18 protein-coding genes are annotated in these 20,913 nt (G+C 42.8%); 4 read left to right on the forward strand and 14 right to left on the reverse strand.

All coding sequences use genetic code 11. The features are described from left to right. Positions 1-203: 203 nt before the first annotated feature. From metA to lysC, 10 genes are all read right to left on the reverse strand, one after another. Positions 204-1,145: a homoserine O-succinyltransferase MetA gene (metA, locus tag AC2VOY_RS04755; protein ID WP_491832619.1), complete on the reverse strand. Its 942-nt coding sequence runs from the start codon at positions 1,143-1,145 to the stop codon at positions 204-206. A gap of 141 nt (positions 1,146-1,286) precedes the next feature. After that, entirely contained in the window at positions 1,287-1,778 is a 492-nt protein-coding gene (gene sspB / locus AC2VOY_RS04760) for a ClpXP protease specificity-enhancing factor (protein WP_491832620.1), read from the reverse strand. Positions 1,779-1,808: 30 nt separating this feature from the next. Further along, positions 1,809-2,444: a stringent starvation protein SspA gene (sspA, locus tag AC2VOY_RS04765; protein ID WP_491832622.1), complete on the reverse strand. Its 636-nt coding sequence runs from the start codon at positions 2,442-2,444 to the stop codon at positions 1,809-1,811. Positions 2,445-2,627: 183 nt separating this feature from the next. Further along, a complete protein-coding gene (locus AC2VOY_RS04770; RefSeq protein ID WP_491832624.1) occupies positions 2,628-3,365 on the reverse strand; it encodes a cytochrome c1 in 738 nt (245 codons plus the stop codon). Continuing rightward, complete coding sequence (locus AC2VOY_RS04775) at positions 3,362-4,627, reverse strand: cytochrome b (RefSeq protein WP_491832626.1); 1,266 nt, start codon at positions 4,625-4,627, stop codon at positions 3,362-3,364. The genes AC2VOY_RS04770 and AC2VOY_RS04775 overlap by 4 nt, the downstream gene beginning before the upstream one ends. Then, positions 4,627-5,223: a ubiquinol-cytochrome c reductase iron-sulfur subunit gene (gene petA, locus AC2VOY_RS04780; protein ID WP_491832628.1), complete on the reverse strand. Its 597-nt coding sequence runs from the start codon at positions 5,221-5,223 to the stop codon at positions 4,627-4,629. The genes AC2VOY_RS04775 and petA overlap by 1 nt, the downstream gene beginning before the upstream one ends. 321 nt (positions 5,224-5,544) lie before the next feature. Beyond that, complete coding sequence (gene rpsI / locus AC2VOY_RS04785) at positions 5,545-5,937, reverse strand: 30S ribosomal protein S9 (protein WP_491832630.1); 393 nt, start codon at positions 5,935-5,937, stop codon at positions 5,545-5,547. Between the two features lie 15 nt (positions 5,938-5,952). Then, positions 5,953-6,381, reverse strand: a complete 429-nt coding sequence (rplM, locus tag AC2VOY_RS04790) for a 50S ribosomal protein L13 (RefSeq protein ID WP_491832631.1) — start codon at positions 6,379-6,381, stop codon at positions 5,953-5,955. A gap of 204 nt (positions 6,382-6,585) precedes the next feature. Next, positions 6,586-7,713, reverse strand: coding sequence for a cell division protein ZapE (gene zapE, locus AC2VOY_RS04795; RefSeq protein WP_491832633.1), 1,128 nt, complete (start codon positions 7,711-7,713; stop codon positions 6,586-6,588). Between the two features lie 41 nt (positions 7,714-7,754). Beyond that, positions 7,755-9,047, reverse strand: a complete 1,293-nt coding sequence (lysC, locus tag AC2VOY_RS04800) for a lysine-sensitive aspartokinase 3 (protein ID WP_491833018.1) — start codon at positions 9,045-9,047, stop codon at positions 7,755-7,757. Positions 9,048-9,689: 642 nt separating this feature from the next. Here lysC and AC2VOY_RS04805 point away from each other — a divergent pair. Further along, positions 9,690-10,823, forward strand: a complete 1,134-nt coding sequence (locus AC2VOY_RS04805; RefSeq protein WP_491832635.1) for a pyridoxal-phosphate-dependent aminotransferase family protein — start codon at positions 9,690-9,692, stop codon at positions 10,821-10,823. Positions 10,824-10,841: 18 nt separating this feature from the next. On the opposite strand, the gene AC2VOY_RS04810 is transcribed toward AC2VOY_RS04805, so the two are convergent. The 3 genes from AC2VOY_RS04810 to galU all read right to left on the reverse strand — a co-directional run bounded on the left by AC2VOY_RS04810 (position 10,842) and on the right by galU (position 16,657). Further along, positions 10,842-12,656: a PglL family O-oligosaccharyltransferase gene (locus AC2VOY_RS04810; RefSeq protein ID WP_491832637.1), complete on the reverse strand. Its 1,815-nt coding sequence runs from the start codon at positions 12,654-12,656 to the stop codon at positions 10,842-10,844. A gap of 42 nt (positions 12,657-12,698) precedes the next feature. Continuing rightward, positions 12,699-15,536, reverse strand: coding sequence for an excinuclease ABC subunit UvrA (gene uvrA, locus AC2VOY_RS04815; protein ID WP_491832639.1), 2,838 nt, complete (start codon positions 15,534-15,536; stop codon positions 12,699-12,701). Positions 15,537-15,784: 248 nt separating this feature from the next. Beyond that, the gene (galU, locus tag AC2VOY_RS04820) at positions 15,785-16,657 is read right to left on the reverse strand and encodes a UTP--glucose-1-phosphate uridylyltransferase GalU (RefSeq protein ID WP_491832641.1); all 873 of its coding nucleotides are present in this window, start codon (positions 16,655-16,657) and stop codon (positions 15,785-15,787) included. Between the two features lie 245 nt (positions 16,658-16,902). Between galU and AC2VOY_RS04825 the strand changes: the two genes are divergently transcribed. Next, positions 16,903-17,511, forward strand: coding sequence for a single-stranded DNA-binding protein (locus tag AC2VOY_RS04825; RefSeq protein WP_491832643.1), 609 nt, complete (start codon positions 16,903-16,905; stop codon positions 17,509-17,511). A gap of 117 nt (positions 17,512-17,628) precedes the next feature. Here AC2VOY_RS04825 and AC2VOY_RS04830 read toward each other — a convergent pair whose 3' ends face one another. Then, the gene (locus tag AC2VOY_RS04830; protein WP_491832645.1) at positions 17,629-18,465 is read right to left on the reverse strand and encodes a patatin-like phospholipase family protein; all 837 of its coding nucleotides are present in this window, start codon (positions 18,463-18,465) and stop codon (positions 17,629-17,631) included. 279 nt (positions 18,466-18,744) lie between these two features. Here AC2VOY_RS04830 and AC2VOY_RS04835 point away from each other — a divergent pair, with 279 nt between their 5' ends. Together AC2VOY_RS04835 and AC2VOY_RS04840 are read left to right on the forward strand one after the other, a co-directional pair. Then, on the forward strand, positions 18,745-19,230 hold the full coding sequence (locus tag AC2VOY_RS04835) for a Z-ring associated ZapG family protein (protein ID WP_491832647.1): 486 nt from the start codon (positions 18,745-18,747) through the stop codon (positions 19,228-19,230). Positions 19,231-19,413: 183 nt separating this feature from the next. After that, positions 19,414-20,772, forward strand: a complete 1,359-nt coding sequence (locus tag AC2VOY_RS04840) for a Do family serine endopeptidase (protein ID WP_491832648.1) — start codon at positions 19,414-19,416, stop codon at positions 20,770-20,772. The last annotated feature ends 141 nt before the right edge of the window (positions 20,773-20,913 follow it).

The raw sequence follows: 20,913 nt of genomic DNA on the forward strand, positions 1-20,913 counted from the left end.
GCAAGAAATGGAATTAGCAAAAGTTGATCAAGCAATCTCGGATGACAATTCAGATGATAAGTCTGAAACTACAACCAAGAGCTAAGCTCACACAGATATAAAGCACAAACAAAAGGCACTTGAATCTCGCAAATATAGCTCTGATTCAAGTGCCTTTTTTGATCTTGTCCTAGATTAGGTAAAATCACCAAGAGCCAAAACTATCACTCATCTTTGGTAAAGTTATCTTCTGAGAAGTGTTCCAAGTCATAAGGCGTTTGCTGGTACACACAATAGTTCAACCAGTTAGCAAATAATAAATGCCCGTGACTGCGCCACGTCGCGCACGGGGTATTGTCGGCATTATCATTCGGATAGTAATTCACTGGCATGCTTGGTTCTAAACCTGCGCCTAGATCGCGTATGTACTCGTTGTGCAGCGTATGTGCATCATATTCAGGATGACCTGTGACAAACACATGACGCTTATTTGGCGTAGTGGCAAGGTATACGCCTGCATCTTCAGAAGTGGCTAGAATCTCTAAGTTGGTGTGTTCAGAAAGGTAATCTGCTGAAAAATCAGCATAACGCGAATGTGGCGCGACGAAAGTGTCATCAAAGCCACGGAGCAAAGGATGAAACTGACTTTTGATTTCATGATAGTAAACTCCTGATAATTTCTCATCCCGAGTTTGTTTCGGCAAATCATATAAAATCTTCAAACCAGCCTGCGCAGCCCAGCAGATATATAAGGTCGAGGTCACATGACGGTCTGCCCAAGTCATGATAGTTTGTAAATGCTCCCAATAGGCAACATCTTCAAATTGAACCAAACCAAGCGGCGCACCGGTAATAATCAAGCCATCAAAGTTACGCCCTTTTACGGCTTCAAACTGACGATAAAAGTTATTTAAATGCTCGGTTGGGGTATTTTTACTTGGTCTATCATCGATGCGTAACAGCTCAATATCTAACTGCAGCGGGCTATTTGAAAGCAGACGCAATAACTGAGTTTCGGTCTCAATTTTCTTCGGCATTAGATTCAAAATCAACACTTTAAGCGGACGTATCATCTGTGTCATGGCGCGCGTTTCCGACATCACGAAAATATTTTCTTGGCGCAATACATCACTGGCTGGTAGTTGATCTGGGATCTTAATTGGCATCGTTACTTCTCCATAAGCTATCTAGACGTCTATATAGCTAGACTATATGAGGAAAGCAAGTTTGTCGAGTAATGAGTCTAAATTTTACGCATAAAAAAAGCAGCCCTACTGAGCTGCCTCTTATCTTTTATATTAAACCAACTATTTGACGACAGTTAGGCTTGGACGCCCACTTGGTCTTGGCGGTGGTGAGTCCGGATCAGGCTCATCATCCGAAGCGTCAACTGGTGCCTGTGTATCCAGTGCAACAATTTCGACTTCTGGTTGGCTAGCTTCTTCTAATTCAATAGATTCAATATCTTGATAAGCTTCTTCAGGCTCAAACATAGTGCCTGCGCCATTTTCACGTGCATAGATAGCAATCACTGCATACATAGGCACATAGACTGAATGAGGACGACCACTAAAACGCGCATGGAAGGTAATTGCATCATTGCTTAATTCAAGATTACCGACCGCACGCTGCGCTATATTTAGCACAATCTGGCCATCATCAACAAACTCAGTCGGCACGCGCACGCCCGGCAGCGTGGCATCTACAACAATGTGTGGCGTTAAATCGTTATCCGCCATCCAGTCATAAAAGCCGCGTAGCATATATGGGCGCTTCGCTGTTAGTTCTAATTCTTGCATTTTCTAAACCAAACTCGTTTTCAAATTAAATTAACGCACGAGACGCATTTCGCGTTCAGCTTCAGTTAATGACGCAAGGAATGAATCACGTTCAAATACGCGGTTCATATAAGTTTTAATTTCTTTTGAACCTGGGCCAGATAATTCGATACCATAGCTAGGTAGACGCCACAATAAAGGCGCTAAGTAGCAATCGATTAAGCTAAACTCTTCGGTTGTGAAGTAGTCATATTGCGCAAAAATAGGCGCAAGAGAAAGTAGGTCACCACGCAGTTTTTGACGCGCACGCTCAGCTTCATCTGCAGAGCCAGATTCGATTTTTTTCGCTAGTGAGTACCAGTTATTTTCGATGCGGTGCATCATCACACGGCTTTTACCACGTGAGACAGGATAGACAGGCATTAGCGGTGGATGCGGAAAACGCTCATCTAAATATTCCATAATGATATTAGATTGATAAAGCGTTAAATCACGATCAACTAGCGTTGGTACTGTTTGATAAGGGTTTAATTCGATTAATTCAGCAGGTAAGTTCGCTTCATCAACAAGTTCAATTTCCGCACTTACGCCTTTTTCAGCCAGTACGATACGAACTTGGTGGCTATATAAATCTGAAGCACTTGAGAATAGAGTCATTACAGAACGTTTATTGGCAGCTACAGCCATAGAGCCCTCCAGCACACTTAAATAAAAATAACATGATGTATCTTGACATCATTAAAAAAATTAGCATTAAATGATAACATATTTTGCTATATCTTAGCTAGTGATAAAATTTTGCACTACAAAAAAACGCTGTACCTAAACCTAGATACAGCGCCTCATATTTAGCGATAAATTCAGTTTTAATTAATGGACATCGCGCCAATATTCTTTCTTCAGAAGATAAGCTATAAAGGTGAAGATGACTAAAAAGCCCATTACCCACCAACCTAAACGATGACGTTCAAGTTTGACTGGGTCGCCTGAATACTCTAAGAAATTGACAATATCACGCACTGCATCATCATATTCCTCTGCTGTCATTTCACCGCGCCCGTTACTCTTCACCGCAACCGGGACTTGCTTTTCAACTCCATCGATTTCATGGGTTTCAAACACAGCCGTCGGTGTGCCTTGTAACTCTTCAAGCACATGAGGCATGCCAACATTTGGGAAAACAATATTATTCACCCCAAATGGACGACTTGGATCCGCATAAAAAGATCTTAAATAGGTATAAAGCCAATCAGTGCCACGCACCCGAGCCACTAAAGTAAGATCTGGTGGCGCTGTGCCAAACCATTTTGCTGCCACTTCTTCTGGTAATGCATTCTCCATCAGATCGCCAATTTTCGCATTCGGATCTGGCATCAAATTCTTCTGCATAATATCTTCTGGAATCTCAAGATCTTGTGCGACCCTTTGATAACGTTGATATTTCGTCGAATGACATGCAAAGCAATAATTCATAAACAACTTGGCACCATTTTGCAGTGACGCCTTGTCAGTGAGATCATTGTTCGCCACATCGAGCTTAAGATTGCCACCAGCGGCCGTTGCCAACGAAGGTAAAAGTACAAAAAGCAGGATTAATAACTTTTTCATTTATACGTCACCCTCTCTGGTAATGGTTTGGTTTTTTCATTTTTGCTGTAGAAGAACAAAAGCACAAAGAACATGAAATAACACAAGCTAAAGATACGCGCCATCAGGGTATAAGTCGGTGTCGCAGGTTGAACGCCTAAATAGCCTAAGATAATGAAAGCAATAGTAAACTGCGCAATATTGAGCGTATGCAGCTTGCTACGATAACGGAATGAGCGTACTTTGCAGCGATCTAGCCACGGCAGTAAGAAGAGCAGTGCAATCGATGCACCCATCGCAATAACGCCCAAGAGCTTATCCGGTACGGCGCGTAAAATTGCATAGAAAGGCGTGAAATACCAAACTGGCGCAATATGCTCTGGCGTTTTAAGCGCATTGGCGACCTCAAAGTTTGGCGCTTCCAAGAAATACCCGCCCATCCCAGGATTAAAAAATAGTACATAAGAGAAGAAGAATAAGAAGAAACCTACCCCAACTATGTCTTTGACTGTGCCATACGGGTGGAAAGGAACAGAGTCTATAATATTGTATTTCTTAGTAAAATCTTCATGAAACTTAAATTGAGACTCAGCCGGTGGTTCGCCTTCTTTGCGTGCTAATTTGGTATCAATACCGTCAGGGTTGTTCGAACCAACTTCATGCAGCGCCAAGACATGCAGCGCAAGTAAAAGCACCAATACAAGCGGCAGAGCAATCACATGTAGCGCAAAGAAGCGGTTTAAAGTAGCGCCTGAAATAACATAATCACCACGGATCCAAAGCGTCAAGTCATCACCAATCACAGGGATCGCACCAAAGAGTGAAATAATAACCTGCGCCCCCCAATAGGACATTTGCCCCCAAGGAAGCAAATACCCCATAAAGGCTTCCGCCATCAGCACAAGAAAAATCATCATGCCAAACAGCCAAACCAGTTCACGCGGCTTTTGATAAGAGCCATAAATCAAACCACGGTACATATGCATATAAATTACAACAAAAAATGCCGATGCGCCGGTAGAGTGCATATAGCGCAGCAGCCAACCATATTCGACATCGCGCATAATATATTCAACCGATGCAAACGCTCCTTCAGCCGATGGGTTGTAATTCATGGTGAGCCAAATGCCTGTCAAAATTTGATTAACGAGCACCAGCATGGCAAGAGAGCCAAATAGATACCAGAAGTTAAAGTTTTTCGGCATTGGGTATTCAGATAAATGCTTTTTATAGGCATTCATTGCAGGGAGTCGAGCTTCGACCCAATCAAGTAATCCAGACATTAAGCTGCTCCTTCTTGATCATCTTCACCAATAATGATCCTAGTGTCACTCAAATAAGTATGGGGTGGGATCACCAAATTAAGTGGCGCCGGAACGCCTTGGAAAACACGTCCAGCTAGATCAAACTTTGAGCCGTGGCAAGGACAAAAAAAGCCAGATTGCACCCCTTGCACTTGCTCGCTAAAGGTGTCAGGAAGGTAAGTGGGAGAGCAGCCAAGGTGAGTACAAATACCAACTGCAATAAAGAGTTCAGGCTTGATTGAGCGATATTGATTTTGTGCATATTCCGGCTGTTGTGCTTCTTCTGAAGCCGGATCTCTTAATTGATCGTTAAGTGTTTCAAGTATTTGTAAGCTAGCTTGAGAGCGACGTACCACCCAAACTGGCTTGCCTCGCCATTCGACGCGTACGAGTTGCCCTTCTTCGAGTTTACTAATATCCACTTCAACTGGGGCGCCAGCAGCTTTGGCTTTTTCACTTGGATTCCATGACTTGATAAACGGAACCGCAACCGATGCAGCGCCAACCCCGCCAACCACGGCTGTGGTGGCAGTTAAAAAGCGGCGACGGCCATTATTAATTGGCACAGTGCTCATCCAACATCTCCCTGTTTAGCATAAGCTTTCATCTACACATTCTCAAAAATCTGAAAACTTATGAATTTCATTATATTTGTGTGGGTTAAATGATAAATAAATAGCCAGTTAGCGACAAGGGATGTAACCCGATTGTTAAGATCTATAAAGTATATTTGTTCGTGACTTCACAGAAAGGGAGGTAATTGAATTTTATATGCGAAGGATTCAGGAGGGTTGGTGGAGAAAAGTCACACTCGCAGAAAAACAAAAAGCCCGACATTTCTGCCGAGCTTTGAATTCCAACCAGTAAAACTGGAAAGCAATAATCTTGCGAGAAGATTAACGCTTAGAGAATTGTGGTTTACGACGTGCTTTACGTAGACCAACTTTCTTACGTTCAACGCAACGAGCGTCACGCGTAACATAGCCAGCTGCACGTAGCGCAGGACGTAGAGACTCATCGTATTCCATAAGAGCGCGAGTGATACCGTGACGGATAGCACCAGCTTGACCAGAAATACCACCACCTTTAACAGTGATGTATAGGTCTAGTTTCTCTGTCATTTCAACAAGTTCAAGAGGTTGTTTAACAACCATACGTGAAGTTGGACGACCAAAATAAGTGTCTAGGTCACGCTTGTTGATTACGATGTTGCCGCTGCCTGGTTTGATGAAAACACGAGCAGCTGAGCTTTTGCGACGGCCAGTGCCGTAGTATTGATTCTCTGCCATTTCGATAATCCTCGATTAGATGTCTAGTACTTGTGGTTGTTGAGCAACATGGTTGTGCTCAGCGCCAGCGTAAACTTTTAGCTTACGGTACATAGCACGGCCAAGAGGACCACGTGGTAGCATACCTTTAACAGCTAGTTCGATTGCCATTTCTGGTTTGTGATCAATCAGTTTTTCAAAAGTGATTGATTTTAGACCACCAGGGAACTCAGAGTGACGGTAATAGATTTTACCCTTCGCTTTGTTACCTGTAACAGCTACTTTCTCAGCATTTACAACGATGATGTAATCACCAGTGTCAACGTGAGGAGTGTACTCAGCTTTATGTTTGCCACGTAGGCGAGATGCAATTTCACTTGCTAGACGGCCAAGAGTTTTACCTTCAGCGTCTACAACATACCAGTCGCGTTTTACAGTTTCTGGTTTAGCAACGAAAGTTTTCATGCTAATAATACCCGTTTAATTAAATTCATAGTTTAAGGAGCAAGCTTTCTATTTTAATAAATAGCCTTGACTCCCACTGTCTAAGAGTCCCCTTCATCACCCCTTCGAGTGGTTGGCACTCTCGGCTGGTTATAAAAACCAACCCGCAGTAACGGTGGGTCGCAAGATTATAGAGATCTCGCATATAAAAATCAAGCCTAAAAACTACCCTAAATGCGCTAAAGACAAATATTCTTGGCTTTGCATCTCCACAAGGCGTGATCGACAGCGTTCAAACTCAAAATTTAAGCGCTCTCCTTGGTAAATCTCATCCAAGGAAGTCGCAGCAGACATAATCAAACTTACCTTGCGCTCGTAAAATTCATCCACCATGGCAATAAAGCGCCTTGCTGCATCGTCTAAATCTGGCGTAATGATCGGCACATCAGCTAATAACACAGTATGAAAACGTCTTGCGAGTTCAATGTAATCACTAGCACTACGCGCACTTTTACATAGCTGGTTAAAATTAGCATGTAGCACGCCACTACAATGGGCAATCACGCTTATTTCTCTTAAGTTAATTTCAAGGCGCTCTTTCGGGCAGGCTTTATCTGAGGTCAGTTGATGATAATAGTTATGTAAGTTTTCGTTCGCTGCTTCATCTAATGGGTAATGGTAAATCTGCGCTTGGCTTAAAGTACGCATGCGATAATCCACACCACTGTCGATATTGATCACCTCACAGTTTTGCTCAAGTAGCGCAATAGCAGGTAAAAAACGAGCCCGTTGTAAGCCATTTTTATAGAGGTTTGCGGGGATAATATTTGAGGTCGCAACGAGGACGATACCGCGCTCGAATAAAGCTTCAAACAAGGTGCCTAAAATCATTGCATCGGTAATATCTGAAACAAAAAACTCATCAAAGCAAACAATGTCAGCCTGCGCTTTAAATCTGTCTGCAACCACTTGCAAAGGATCAGAAACAGATTGCAGGCTTTTTAGCTCATGGTGAACCTTTTGCATAAAATGATGAAAGTGAAACCTTTGCTTTCTTGGGTATGGCAAACTTTCATAGAAAAGATCCATCAGATACGTCTTACCACGCCCAACGCCCCCCCAAAAATATAACCCTTTGGGCATGACTTGCACCGGCGCTTGTGTCTCGCGCTTAAATAGCTTGCCAAAAAAGCCTGTTTTAGGCGCAGGATCTGAAATAGGCTCAAGCGCCAAAATAGCATGATAGAGCGTATCGAGCTTTTCAACCGCATATTGCTGGGCACTATCCGGAGTAAAATCTTTATGTTCTAAATCATATTGATATAAGCTAAGTGGCGTATTCTCTTGAGCCATAGATCTTCCTTGAGTCTTATAAATTAATCATCTCGTAGTATTTATTCAAATAAAGACTCATGCAACTTTTGCACCGCTTTCTGCGACTCAGATTTATGTAATAAGAAGCACAAATTATGCGGGCTGGCGCCATAGCAAATCATGCGCAAGTTAAAGTTTTCTAAGGTACCAAAGACTTGTTTGGCACTGCCGCGCGAGCTGCTCATTTGGTTGCCAATCAGCGCCACAAGGCAAAGATCATGCTCAACTTTTACTTCACATAAGGCTTCAAGCTCTTCACGCGCTTCAACCGGCAACTCTGGCGCACCGCCAGAAGTATCCGTTTGATCAAGAGTTAGCGAGACGCTTACTTCTGATGTGGTGATAAGGTCAACCGAAATTTGATGACGAGCTAAGATTTCAAATACTTTTGCAAGGAAACCATAAGCTTGGAACATATTAGTGCTATGCAAAGTCACCATAGTTTGATTACTACGCAGTGCAATCGCGCGGAATAAAGGCTTACTTTCGACTTCTTTGCGTACCCAAGTTCCGCCTAATTCTGGCGCTTTAGATGAGCCCACAAACACAGGGATATGCTGACGCAATGCAGGGATCAAGGTTGCAGGGTGTAAGATTTTCGCGCCAAAGTTTGCCATTTCAGAGGCTTCAATAAAGCTAATTTCAGGGATAGGTGCAGCTTTTGGTGCAATCCTTGGATCAGTTGTGTAGATCCCCGGAACATCCGTCCAAATCTCAAGGCCAATCGCACCGACTGCTTCGGCGATTAATGCCGCGCTATAGTCACTGCCGCCACGACCTAAGGTTGTGGTATTACCTTCGCTATCACTGCCAATAAAGCCCTGCGTGATCACTAAGTGATCTTGGCATAATGGCACCAGTTTTTCGCTTGCGAGGCGTTTAATCTCATCAAGCTGTGGCATGGCTTTACCAAACTTGCTATCCGTACGCAGTACGTCACGAATATCAACACGCACAGCAGAAATACCTTGCTCGACACAAATTTGAGTTAACAGATAAGTCGATGCCAGTTCGCCACAAGCAACAATCGCATCGGTTCTTTGGGTGGTCGCTTTGGTTGCAGATTGGCGCGCAAGGGTTTGCAACTGTTCAAAAAGTTGTGCAAGTTGTGGTTCAATTGCTTCTGGGTGTTGCAAGCGGTTGAGCACCTCAAGGTGAATCTTTTTAATTTGTGCAAATAAGGATTCACGTTCTTTGTCATCACTCACACCATTGGCAAGTTCAACCAGTAGATTGGTCACGCCAGAACAAGCGCTGCTGACTAAAATCTTAGTATTTGGGTTCTTCGCGACAATCGCGACACAGCGACTCATCGCCTCAAAGTTTGCGACACTAGTGCCACCAAATTTGGCGACATTAATCGATGGGGTGGTATTGCTTACACTTGTTGCAGTCACGAGCTTCTCCAAAATTCTTTTTATTATTGAATATCCATATATAGAGAAGAGAGCATTCGAGAGCTTGAAAAAGAAAAAATATAAACAGCTGCAGAGTGTGCAAAATAGTAGAGATATATCTTGTTCTTTAGAAGCTCTTCCCTTTCCTTTGTCATCTAAAAGCCATAGCTATCATCGACGCAGAGAGGGACAGTTGCTAGGATTCAGCCTAAACACCCGATAAAATATAGCCCGTACTAAATTTTACCTCGGCATAAGTCTCCCTCCTCGCCGCCCAGTGTAAAAACACTTGAATATCGGGTTCAGCAAACGATTAACCTAGCTTATGCGCCTCTTCTTAATGGAATCCAATATGGCTTTTTTTAACCCTGACTGTCAATAGTCAATTGCAGATAATCAGAAGGAATTTAAACGGACTGGATTGAAATAAAATACATCCTAAAATAAACGTTAAAATATAACGGAATTTTGATGTTTTTTTATTCAGTTAGTTTTGCTAGACTAAAATTGTATACAATATTTAGTTATTTTGTTTAATAAAATGAAAAGGATATTCTTATGAGCGAGACGCCATCTTACCAAAGCTTTTTCCCGCCGCGCCGCGTACTTATGGGCCCTGGTCCTTCTGATATTTCATCAGACGTTCTGCAAGCCTTAAGCCGACCAACAATCGGCCACCTTGACCCGCTATTTATTCAAATGATGGATGAGCTTAAAGCTCTGCTCAAATATGCGTTTCAAACTGAAAATGAATTTACTATCCCTATTTCAGCGCCGGGCAGTGCTGGGATGGAAGCTTGCTTTGTTAACTTGGTCGAAAAAGGTGAGAAAGTTATCGTCTGTCGCAACGGCGTGTTTGGCGAGCGCATGCGCGAAAATGTGATCCGCTGTGGCGGTGAAGCTGTGCTCGTCGACGATGAGTGGGGACAGCCGGTTTCAGTTGAAAAAGTTGAAGCCGCATTTAAAGCTCATCCAGATGCAAAAGTTCTGGCCTTTGTGCATGCTGAAACCTCGACAGGGGCTTGCTCTGACGCCAAAGCATTGGCTAAAGTAGCACAAGATCACGGCGCACTTACTATCGTCGATGCTGTGACTTCACTTGGTGGTGTTGAGCTGAGAGTCGATGACTGGGGCTTAGATGCTGTGTATTCAGGCTCACAAAAATGCCTCTCTTGCGTGCCTGGTTTATCACCTGTGACCTTCTCGCCAAAAGCAATAGAAAAAATTCAATCTCGCGGCGCACCGATTCAAAGTTGGTTTTTAGATCAAAGCTTAGTCTTAGGTTATTGGAGTGGCGAAGGCAAACGTAGTTATCACCATACTGCGCCAGTCAATAGCTTATATGCACTGCATGAGTCTTTGGTGGCACTGCATAATGAAGGCATTGAGAACGCATGGCAAAGACACCAAGATATGCACCAAGAATTAAAGCAAGGTCTAGAGAAACTTGGCTGCCGCTATGTGGTGGATGAAGCCTATCGCCTACCACAACTTAATGCAGTTTACCTGCCTGAAGGCGTCGATGATGCAAGCGTACGTGCGCGCCTACTCAATGAATATAACTTAGAAATTGGCAGCGGCCTTGGCGCACTTGCAGGGAAAGTTTGGCGTATTGGTTTGATGGGTTACAGCGCGAAAAAAGAAAATATCGCGCTGTGTCTTAAGGCCCTAGAAGATGTGCTCACAGCCTAACGCTTGTCAGGCTTAGCTCTATTGATGATACTGACTATAAGCCTCTTGCAAGTTAGTCTTAATTAAGTCTGAAGACTGCTGCGAGAGCTTAGTTTCTATCATCATATCAGCAAAGCGAGTGTCTTGTGGAAATAAAAATTTAGCTTCTGCAAGCACTTGTTTTGCTTTTAAACTTTCTTCTTTAAATTGATATGCTTCAATTAGCTTTTGATAAACCAGAGGTCTTGGGTGTGACTGCACTAGCTTGATCGCATGATCGATAAAGCTATCTATATAAGCTTGCTCATTACTCCCCATCCCTACAGCTAGCATATTTTTATGCTTATCCCATTGATACCTTTGATACCAATAAAAAGGATAACGTAGGGTTTCAATCTTCACTTGGCTGACCACTTGTTTACGCTCCAGTTCCGTTAAGATGTGGTTGGTGCGTACACTTGTCACCATCACAAAAATAATGATTCCAGGCACAATACAGGCAATCAAACGCACGCCAATCGCACTAACTTTACTAATCTCATAACGATAATAATGGCGACTGACTCTATCCAACCAAAAAATGAGAATGATAAAGCTAAACCAGTGAATCGCAGACACACTAAAGCTTGGATGAAACTGAGATTGGATAAGCAAAGGTAAAAAGATAGCTAAAACAGCTAAACGTGAGAAGCGCACAGAACGCAATAGTTTCATGCAGCATAAGCCAACAATAAGGCTGACCCCTAAAATGCTCGCGAGCCCTCCTTCAATAAAAAACAACATAATGTCATTATCCGGTGACTCTAAGGCGACTTGGCCAGCAGGATACTTAGGGTTAAGTTGATGTTGTTGCGCAGTATAAAGTAAATAAGCGGATTCAAACTTGCCATAGCCATAGCCTGTGATCGGTTTTTCAATCAACATATCCATACTTTGACGCCAGAGATCTGACTTGGCTTGAATTTGTTGCTGCCAAGCCTCTTCTTGCGTCGGTAAGGTTTGGACAAGTTTTGAATCCGCTTGGTGCAATCCATAAAGACTCACGCAGCCAATCACAGCGCCAGCTAATAAGCTTGTAAACCAAAGCTTTAGATTAGAGCGTGTGGCAAATTGATAAAGATAAGGACCTATCAGCAAAGGGATTGAAATCAAGACACTCCACTGCACCACGCCAGAGTAAATAATGATCACTGGCACGAGTAGAACCGGCGAGAGAATCAATAATTTATGGCGAAACTTATTTCGCGCAACCAAAGACTCAGTTTGACGTGCGATGAGTACGCCTGAAATAGCTAGCCCCATATTTAAAAAACTAACTAAAAGATCTGCACTTTTAAACACACCAAAAACTTGCCCTGCCGCTCCTAAACCTAAATTAGGCAGTAAGATTTGAGCATAGGCTAGCAAGCTCTCGATCCAAGTGGCAAGAAGGATATAAAAAAGGAGTTTATATTTCTGATGGTGAGTAAAAGCAAACTGCTGGAGCAAGGCATATAAGCACCAGCCTGCCCATAAAGCAATCACTCGACTCCATGCTAAATCAAGGTTTGCGGAGTGATAAAACAGCGGCAAGGTTAAAAGTAGGCAGCCAATAAACAAACCAATACTTAAACGCGAAAAGCGTATAAACCTTTGGTTTGTAACATGATATGCACCTATCATACCCGCAATACTAAGTACTATCCAAACCGCGGCATTAGATAGTACTTGTTTATCACTTTGCAGGTCAGTTAAAGAATATAAATGCATAGCGATCACAAACATCACAGCAATAGCATATAAAAAATACTTCGCCAAAGGCAAAGGCGTTGCTTTAGATGCAAGCTGAGTTTGGTTTAAGAGTAAAACCGCCATGAGTACGAATATCCTTTATGTTTCATTGGTTAATAAACCAATTTAAGCCTTATTCAAATGAAGCATTGGCTTTAAAAATCTTGCTGTGTGTGACCCTTCAACCAAGGCAACCTCTTCTGGTCTGCCTTGAGCAATGATCTCACCACCGCCTTGTCCACCTTCAGGACCAAGATCGATGATCCAATCAGCAGTTTTGACCACATCAAGGTTATGTTCGATCACCACCACAGTATTGCCACGATCGCGCAAACGATGGATAACTGTCAGTAATTGCTCGATATCATAGAAATGCAAACCTGTGGTTGGCTCATCCAAAATATACAAGGTTTTGCCCGTATCACGCTTGGAAAGCTCTTTGGCCAATTTCACGCGCTGCGCTTCACCACCAGACAAAGTGGTAGCCGCTTGCCCTAAACGAATATAAGACAGACCCACATCAATCAAGGTTTGAAGTTTACGTGCAATCACAGGAATCGGATCAAAGAACTCACGTGCGTCTTCCACCGTCATCTCAAGCACTTGATCGATACTCTTGCCCTTATATTTCACATCTAAGGTTTCGCGATTATAACGCTTTCCATGACAAGTATCACATGGAACGTACACATCCGGTAAAAAGTGCATTTCTACTTTGATGACGCCATCCCCTTGGCAAGCTTCGCAACGGCCGCCACGGACGTTAAAGCTAAAGCGTCCAGGCTTATAACCACGTGCACGCGATTCAGCCGTTGCCGCAAAAAGCTCACGAATTGGGGTAAAAATACCAGTATAGGTGGCAGGGTTAGATCTTGGGGTCCGACCAATCGGACTTTGGTTGATATCAATCACCTTATCAAGCTGATCTAAACCTTCAATTTTCGCATATGGCGCAGGCTCTGCAGTCGTCGCATTATTTAAACTGCGATGCGCAATCTGGAAGAAGGTATCATTCACTAACGTCGATTTTCCTGAACCTGAAACACCAGTGACGCAAGTAAAGAGCCCTAGCGGTACTTCTAAATCGACATTTTTTAGGTTATTACCGGATGCGCCTAATACATTAACCATACGTTTTGGATCAACTGGCGTACGCTCAGTCGGCACTTCTATCGCACGCTTACCACTTAAATATTGACCCGTTAGGGATTCTTCAACCTGCATCACTTCTTTCATTGTGCCTTGAGCAATCACTTGACCACCATGTACCCCAGCGCCCGGGCCAATATCAATCACATGATCGGCTGCGCGGATCGCATCTTCATCATGCTCCACCACTAGCACTGTATTACCGAGATCGCGCAGATGGGTCAGGGTGTTCAGCAAGCGTTCATTATCTCTTTGGTGTAAGCCAATGGATGGTTCATCAAGGACATACATAACTCCAACCAAGCCTGCGCCAATTTGACTTGCTAAACGAATACGCTGCGCTTCCCCACCGGATAGAGTTTCTGCGCTGCGTGAAAGGTTCAGATAATTTAAGCCAACATTGACTAAAAAGTGCAACCTGTCATGGATCTCTTTTAAGATTTTATCGGCAATTTGTGCGCGTTGGCCGGTGAGTTCAAGTGACACAAAAAAGTCCATCGCCTCTTGGATACTCATCTCCACGACATTTGGCAAGTTAGTGTTATTGATAAACACATGTCTTGCTTCGATGCGCAAACGCGTGCCACCACAACTAGAACAAGCTTTATTCGAGATATACTTTGCTAAGTCTTCACGTACTGAGTTCGACTCGGTTTCATGATAACGGCGATTTAAGTTATTTAAGATCCCTTCAAACGGGTGACGCTTAACTCGTGTGTCCCCTCTGTCATTGATATAAGTAAACTCAATGCTTTGTTTTTTCGAGCCGTTTAATACGATGTCACGGATTTTTTTCGGCAATTTATTAAAGGGGGTAGAGAGATCAAAATCATAATGCGTCGCCAATGAAGTGAGCATTTGAAAATAATAAAAGTTTTTCTTATCCCAACCGCGGATAGCACCATCAGCGAGGCTTAAATTATCATCCAACACCACGCGACTGGCATCAAAATATTGCTGCACGCCAAGACCATCACAAGTGCCGCAGGCGCCCGCTGGGTTATTAAATGAGAATAGGCGCGGCTCAAGCTCTTGCATGCTATAGCCACAATGTGGACAAGCAAAGTTAGCAGAAAAGACCAATTCTTCTTGCTCTGAGTCATCCATCGGCGCAGCAATCACATTGCCACCAGAAAGGGTTAACGCGGTTTCAAACGATTCTGCCAGGCGCTGCTGCAAGTCATTACGTACTTTAAAGCGGTCGACCACAACTTCAATCGTATGTTTTTTATGTAGCTCAAGCGTCGGTGGATCAGACAAGTCAGCAATTTCACCATCAATGCGCGCGCGAATAAAACCTTGCGCAGCAAGATTGGCTAAGGTTTTAACATGCTCACCTTTGCGCTCTTGAATAATAGGTGCGAGCAGCATCATTTTACTGCCTTCAGGCAGTGCTAAAACTTGATCCACCATTTGCGAAACAGTTTGCGCAGCTAATGGCGTATCGTGCTCAGGGCAACGCGGCTCACCAACGCGCGCATACAAAAGACGCAAGTAATCGTAGATCTCGGTAATGGTACCAACAGTTGATCTTGGGTTGTGCGAAGTTGATTTTTGCTCAATAGAAATTGCTGGTGACAAGCCTTCGATATGATCCACATCTGGCTTTTCCATTAAGGATAGAAATTGACGCGCATAGGCAGAAAGGGATTCAACATATCGGCGCTGGCCTTCTGCATACAAGGTATCAAAAGCAAGTGAAGACTTACCTGAGCCGGATAATCCAGTGATCACGATAAGTTTATCGCGTGGGATGGTGAGGCTTATATCTTTTAAGTTATGAGTACGCGCACCGCGAATATCTATGCTTTCCATTCTATCTATTTTTCCATCAAGCTATGTATGAAATCGAAGCTCAAGTATGGCACAGAGTCAGATAAGTGAAAATACTTTACTGGTTAAAGGTACAGTTAAAGATAAAAGCAAGGCCAGCTTAAACAAAAAAAGCTTATGTTTTAACTTTAACTGCATATCCCAAAGATCAAAGGATAGCTAAAGCAAAACATAAGCTTAGGTATCTCATATATAAATATGAAATGATTAAAAATAAAGACGGTTAAAAATTATTTCTTGCCCGTTTTTTGTTTGGCGAGCTCAATTTTTTTCTCTTCATTTTTTAGATAAATATTTTCATAGCAATAGTTCGTTGCTTGGATATAACCATCCACACTACCGCAGTCAAAACGCTTACCTTTAAATTTATACGCAAGCACACAACCATTTTGCGCTTGTTTTAATAACGCATCGGTAATTTGGATTTCGCCGCCTTTACCTGGTTCTGTTTGCTCAATTAATTCAAAGATATCAGGAGTTAAGATATAACGACCGATAATCGCCATGTTACTTGGCGCTGTGCCTGGCTCTGGTTTTTCAACCATGTCATCCACACGGTAAAGGTCATCTTTAATCATCTCACCTTTGATCACGCCGTATTTATGAGTTTCGTTTTCTGGTACTTCTTCTACTGCCACAATTGAGCATCTAAATTGCTTATACAGAGATACCATCTGTGCTAAAACACCTTTTTCTGGTGCAACACATAAGTCATCGGCAAGAACCACAGCAAAAGGTTCATCACCAACAAGCTCACGACCGGTTAAGATCGCATGACCTAAGCCTTTCATTTCACGTTGGCGGATATAAGTAAAGTTTGCAGAATCGATGATGTCACGAATATCATCCAATAATTCTTCTTTGTTAGTACCACTGATTTGGTGCTCAAGCTCGTAATTTTTATCAAAGTGGTCAGTGAGAGAGTTTTTACCACGCCCAGTTACGATGCACATGCCATTCATGCCAGCTTGAATCGCTTCGTCAACGCCATATTCAATTAAAGGCTTGTTAACGATTGGCATCATTTCTTTTGGCATAGATTTAGTCGCGGGTAGAAAACGCGTACCATAACCCGCTGCGGGGAAGAGACATTTTTTGATCATTTGAGAGTCCTTGCTGTGAAATAAAATGAGTATGCTCAACTAAGTATATATTTTTTCAACCTTCCTTGCGAATCTATAAATGTATCAAAGTTAAGACATAAGTTGCCTTCTCTATCGGCTAAGCTAAAACATACTGAGTATTTAACCAGATATTCGCGCTAGGATTGAACTAAAATCATGGTATGATAGCGAGCTAAATCTCATTCTAGATCACAGAATTCAATACAAACGAAACGGAGCAAAATATGGCAAGCCGCGGCGTAAATAAAGTCATTTTAGTTGGTAACCTAGGTAATGATCCTGATGTTCGCTACCTACCAAGCGGTGGTGCTGTTGCCAACCTAACTATTGCAACTTCAGAAACTTGGCGTGATAAAGCGACAGGTGAAAACCGAGAAAAAACTGAATGGCACCGTGTTGTGTTATTTGGCAAACTTGCTGAAATCGCAAAAGAATACCTACGTAAAGGCTCACAGGTTTATGTGGAAGGCCAACTTCAAACGCGTAAATGGCAAGACCAAAGCGGTCAAGACCGTTACAGCACAGAAGTGGTTGTGCAAGGTTTTAACGGCACACTGCAAATGCTAGGCGGCCGCTCAGGTGGTGGTCAGCAAGGTGGTTATGATAACGGTGGCCAACAAGGTTCTTGGGGTAATCCTTCACAGGGTAATCAACAAGGCGGTCAGCAATTTAGCCAACCGAACAACCAATATCAAAACAATCAAAATCAAGGCTATGCACCAGAGCAATCAGCTCCTGCGCCAGCGCCACAAAGTGCGCCACAGCAAAGCCCTCAACAAGCACCTCAATATAATGAGCCATCTGTTGATTTTGATGATGATATTCCGTTCTAAAGCACTTGTTTAAAGTTAGCTTTTAGCTGAATAAAGATAAAAAAGAACCCAGTGATCATAACTGGGTTTTTTATTTCATTTACATCTGAATATCCTAATACTGTCTTAATAAATAATTTAAATACTCAGATCTAAATGGGATAAATGAAGATCCCCTGCCTCAACCCCCATTTGATACCCTTCATCCAATACACTTGTATTCATACTTAAACGCTTCACATTAAAGTTTTCCGGTGGCGCTATCACACGCACAACTGCATCTTTTGGAAAGTTACGAATAAACTCAACCGACTTTTGATAGTTGCGTGAACGTAGCAATAAAGCTCTCGCCACATGCGGATGCTCTGCAAGCATTTTCTTCATTAACCAAGTTGTTTTTGGTGGCTGCATTTGATAACTCAATGGGTGGGATAACACCACGGTTAAATCACGCGCGCCGCGGCGATAAGCTTCAATCACAGGAATAGAATCCGCCACGCCACCATCGGTAAAACATTGCCCGCCAAAACACGGGGTTTGTTTGTACACTAGCGGCAATGCAGCTGTTGCTTCCAGTGCCAACTCATAATTTTCAGGGGTGACGCGATAATAATGCGCACGTCCGGTATCAACATTAGTGGCAGCGGCATAAAAAGGTTTGTTGGTAAAAGTTTCTTCTGGATCAAAAGGATAAAGCTCATTCGAGGTTTCCACTAGCCATTTCACATCGACAAGATCGCCGCCTTTCATAAAGCGCAAGGGGTTAAAGAATTCGCGGCGTGTGGCAAGTTCGGTGATGACCTTATAGCTACGTTCTGGTTGCTTGGCTAAATAGCCCACTAGGTTTGAAGCTCCAGCTGAAACCCCCATAACAAAATCAAATTCATGATAATCCTGAGACATAAAGCTATCGAGTACGCCACTGGCGAAAATTCCGCGCATGGCTCCTCCTTCAACAACTAATGCTTTTTTCATATACCTTACCCATTATTTTTTATTTATAGATTTAAATTTAACAAATCGACCCCATAGTTAAAAATATATTCACTGTATTAATTTAATCGCCAAAACCGATTTTAATTCGACCTATCCCCCAGTATTTGGGGTAGGCAGCGATTATCTGTTGGTTTTAATTTTATCTTATTGTTTAATCATAGTAAGCTGAGTTCTAGCCCATTTGGCTTATGCCCCTTATATATGAAGCTGCATCTATTCGGGGTGTATTACATAATAAAAATCCACAAGGAGTGATAAATGAACGAATCTATGCACTTATATATCGGGGCAGCTTTTATTGTTGGTATCCTCGCAGGCGTTCTTTTTGCCCGTTTCTGCATGCCTGAATACAAAAAACATAAAGCACTACAAAAAGAACTAGAAAAAGCACAGTTTGCTCTCGCGCAAAACCAACAAGAATTGGATGATCATTTTGATAAATCAAGCCAGCTGTTGCAAGAGGTTGCACAAGTCCAACAAAAACTAAGTGACCACCTAAAACAAAGTGCGAACCGCTTGCAAGCACAAAAATCAATTGTTGCCACCCAAGCAGACGCAAAGCTTGAAGAAGCTGAAAGTGAAGAAGCGCAAGTGCAACTCGAAGAGCGCAAGCATGAAGAAACAAGCACAGAACCGGCAAAAGATTATGCCGATGGTGCGGCAGGTCTACTTACTGGTAAAGAAACGCCAGAAGAGAACAAAACTGAGCCACAAGCCACTGAAAAGGAAGCAACAAAAGCCTAATATAGTGCAAATTTAGACAAAATAAGAAGAGATCAGACCAATTTTTAAGCATTTTTTATTCATTTAATTATCAATCACTTACAATATAATTATTCAGAAATATATTGTTACAATTAAATCGAATTGAACTTACAAAAAAAATCTTGGTCTGTTTTTTTATCTATACATGAAGGAGAATCATCGATGAAAAAACCTTTGCTTGTTTTAAGTGCACTAACCTTAAGCCTAAGCGCTATTATGACGCCAATCGCTGCAAATGCGGCACTTCCGGCGTCAGTTAATGGTGAGCAAATCCCAAGCTTAGCGCCTATGCTCAAAGATGTAACCCCAGCAGTTGTCACCATCGCAGTGAAGGGAAAACAAGCCACTAAGGTCCAGATTCCCGAGCAATTCAAATACTTCTTTGGCCCTGGTCAATTTGCCCAAGAACGTCCTTTCCAAGGCTTAGGTTCTGGCGTCATCCTTGATGCGAAGAAAGGCTATGTGGTGACCAACTACCATGTTATTAATGGCGCAGATGAAATTCGTGTTCAGCTTACCGATGGTCGAGAGTTTAAAGCTGAAGTTCTAGGCGGCGACAAGCTTTCTGATATAGCCCTCGTAAAACTCGATAATCCTAAGAATCTTACCCAAATTAAAATCGCGGATTCAGATCAAATCCAAGTTGGTGATTTCTCCGTTGCTATTGGTAACCCATTCGGCGTAGGTCAAACTGTCACTTCTGGGATCATCTCCGCCCTCGGTCGCAGCGGCTTAAATATTGAAAACTTTGAAAACTTCATTCAAACCGATGCAGCAATCAACAGCGGTAACTCAGGTGGCGCTTTAGTTAACCTTAAAGGTGAACTGATTGGTATCAATACCGCAATTTTAGGTCCAAGTGGCGGTAATGTTGGGATTGGTTTTGCAATTCCAGCCAACATGGTGAAAAACCTAACCCAACAAATCATTGAGTTTGGTGAAGTTAAGCGTGGCGTACTCGGCGTGAAAGGTGGTGAAGTGACAGCAGAACTCGCTGAAGCTATGGGCTATGAAAGCAGTCGTGGCGCCTTTGTGAGTGAAGTGATTGCGAAAAGCGCTGCCGATAAAGCTGGAATTGAAGCTGGTGATGTGATCACTTCTGTAAATGGTAAAAGTATCACCACCTTTGGTGAACTACGCGCCAAAATCGCAAGCATTGGCGCTGGCAAAAAAGTCACATTAGGCTTAGTCCGCGATGGCAAAGCGAAAGAAGTTGAAGTCACCCTTGGTGAATCTGATTCTATGGTAACCACTGCTAGCGGTCTACACGATGGTCTGGAAGGTGCAAAATTAAGCAACACAACAGATAAAGATCCGATTCAAGGGGTGAAAATTGTCAGCATCGAGAAAGGCTCGGAAGCTGAGCAATATCAACTCCAAGAAGGTGATATTATTATCGGTATCAACCGCGACCGAGTTAGAAATATGAAAGAAGCAAAAGAAGCACTGGAGAAGAAAGCCGGTGTAATTGCTCTAAATATTCAACGCGGTAACGCACGTATTTACTTAGTGATTCGTTAATAAAATCACGATAATACTTAGCTAAAACTTGGTGTTCAGTATAAACTGGCATAAAATAGCCGGCTGAACAATCACCTATTAAGGGGGTTCAATCTGAGCTCCCTTTTTTCTTTTTTAATCAGTTAGTGCTTCGCTTGTGGG

This window comes from Vibrio sp. KMM 9700, assembly GCF_058545285.1.

Coding starts and splice junctions, on each gene's coding strand:
- metA (WP_491832619.1), bottom strand. CDS start 1,145: ATGCCAATTAAGATCCCAGATCAACTACCAGCCAGTGATGTATTGCGC.
- sspB (WP_491832620.1), bottom strand. CDS start 1,778: ATGCAAGAATTAGAACTAACAGCGAAGCGCCCATATATGCTACGCGGC.
- sspA (WP_491832622.1), bottom strand. CDS start 2,444: ATGGCTGTAGCTGCCAATAAACGTTCTGTAATGACTCTATTCTCAAGT.
- AC2VOY_RS04770 (WP_491832624.1), bottom strand. CDS start 3,365: ATGAAAAAGTTATTAATCCTGCTTTTTGTACTTTTACCTTCGTTGGCA.
- AC2VOY_RS04775 (WP_491832626.1), bottom strand. CDS start 4,627: ATGTCTGGATTACTTGATTGGGTCGAAGCTCGACTCCCTGCAATGAAT.
- petA (WP_491832628.1), bottom strand. CDS start 5,223: ATGAGCACTGTGCCAATTAATAATGGCCGTCGCCGCTTTTTAACTGCC.
- rpsI (WP_491832630.1), bottom strand. CDS start 5,937: ATGGCAGAGAATCAATACTACGGCACTGGCCGTCGCAAAAGCTCAGCT.
- rplM (WP_491832631.1), bottom strand. CDS start 6,381: ATGAAAACTTTCGTTGCTAAACCAGAAACTGTAAAACGCGACTGGTAT.
- zapE (WP_491832633.1), bottom strand. CDS start 7,713: ATGGCTCAAGAGAATACGCCACTTAGCTTATATCAATATGATTTAGAA.
- lysC (WP_491833018.1), bottom strand. CDS start 9,047: ATGAGTCGCTGTGTCGCGATTGTCGCGAAGAACCCAAATACTAAGATT.
- AC2VOY_RS04805 (WP_491832635.1), top strand. CDS start 9,690: ATGAGCGAGACGCCATCTTACCAAAGCTTTTTCCCGCCGCGCCGCGTA.
- AC2VOY_RS04810 (WP_491832637.1), bottom strand. CDS start 12,656: ATGGCGGTTTTACTCTTAAACCAAACTCAGCTTGCATCTAAAGCAACG.
- uvrA (WP_491832639.1), bottom strand. CDS start 15,536: ATGGAAAGCATAGATATTCGCGGTGCGCGTACTCATAACTTAAAAGAT.
- galU (WP_491832641.1), bottom strand. CDS start 16,657: ATGATCAAAAAATGTCTCTTCCCCGCAGCGGGTTATGGTACGCGTTTT.
- AC2VOY_RS04825 (WP_491832643.1), top strand. CDS start 16,903: ATGGCAAGCCGCGGCGTAAATAAAGTCATTTTAGTTGGTAACCTAGGT.
- AC2VOY_RS04830 (WP_491832645.1), bottom strand. CDS start 18,465: ATGAAAAAAGCATTAGTTGTTGAAGGAGGAGCCATGCGCGGAATTTTC.
- AC2VOY_RS04835 (WP_491832647.1), top strand. CDS start 18,745: ATGAACGAATCTATGCACTTATATATCGGGGCAGCTTTTATTGTTGGT.
- AC2VOY_RS04840 (WP_491832648.1), top strand. CDS start 19,414: ATGAAAAAACCTTTGCTTGTTTTAAGTGCACTAACCTTAAGCCTAAGC.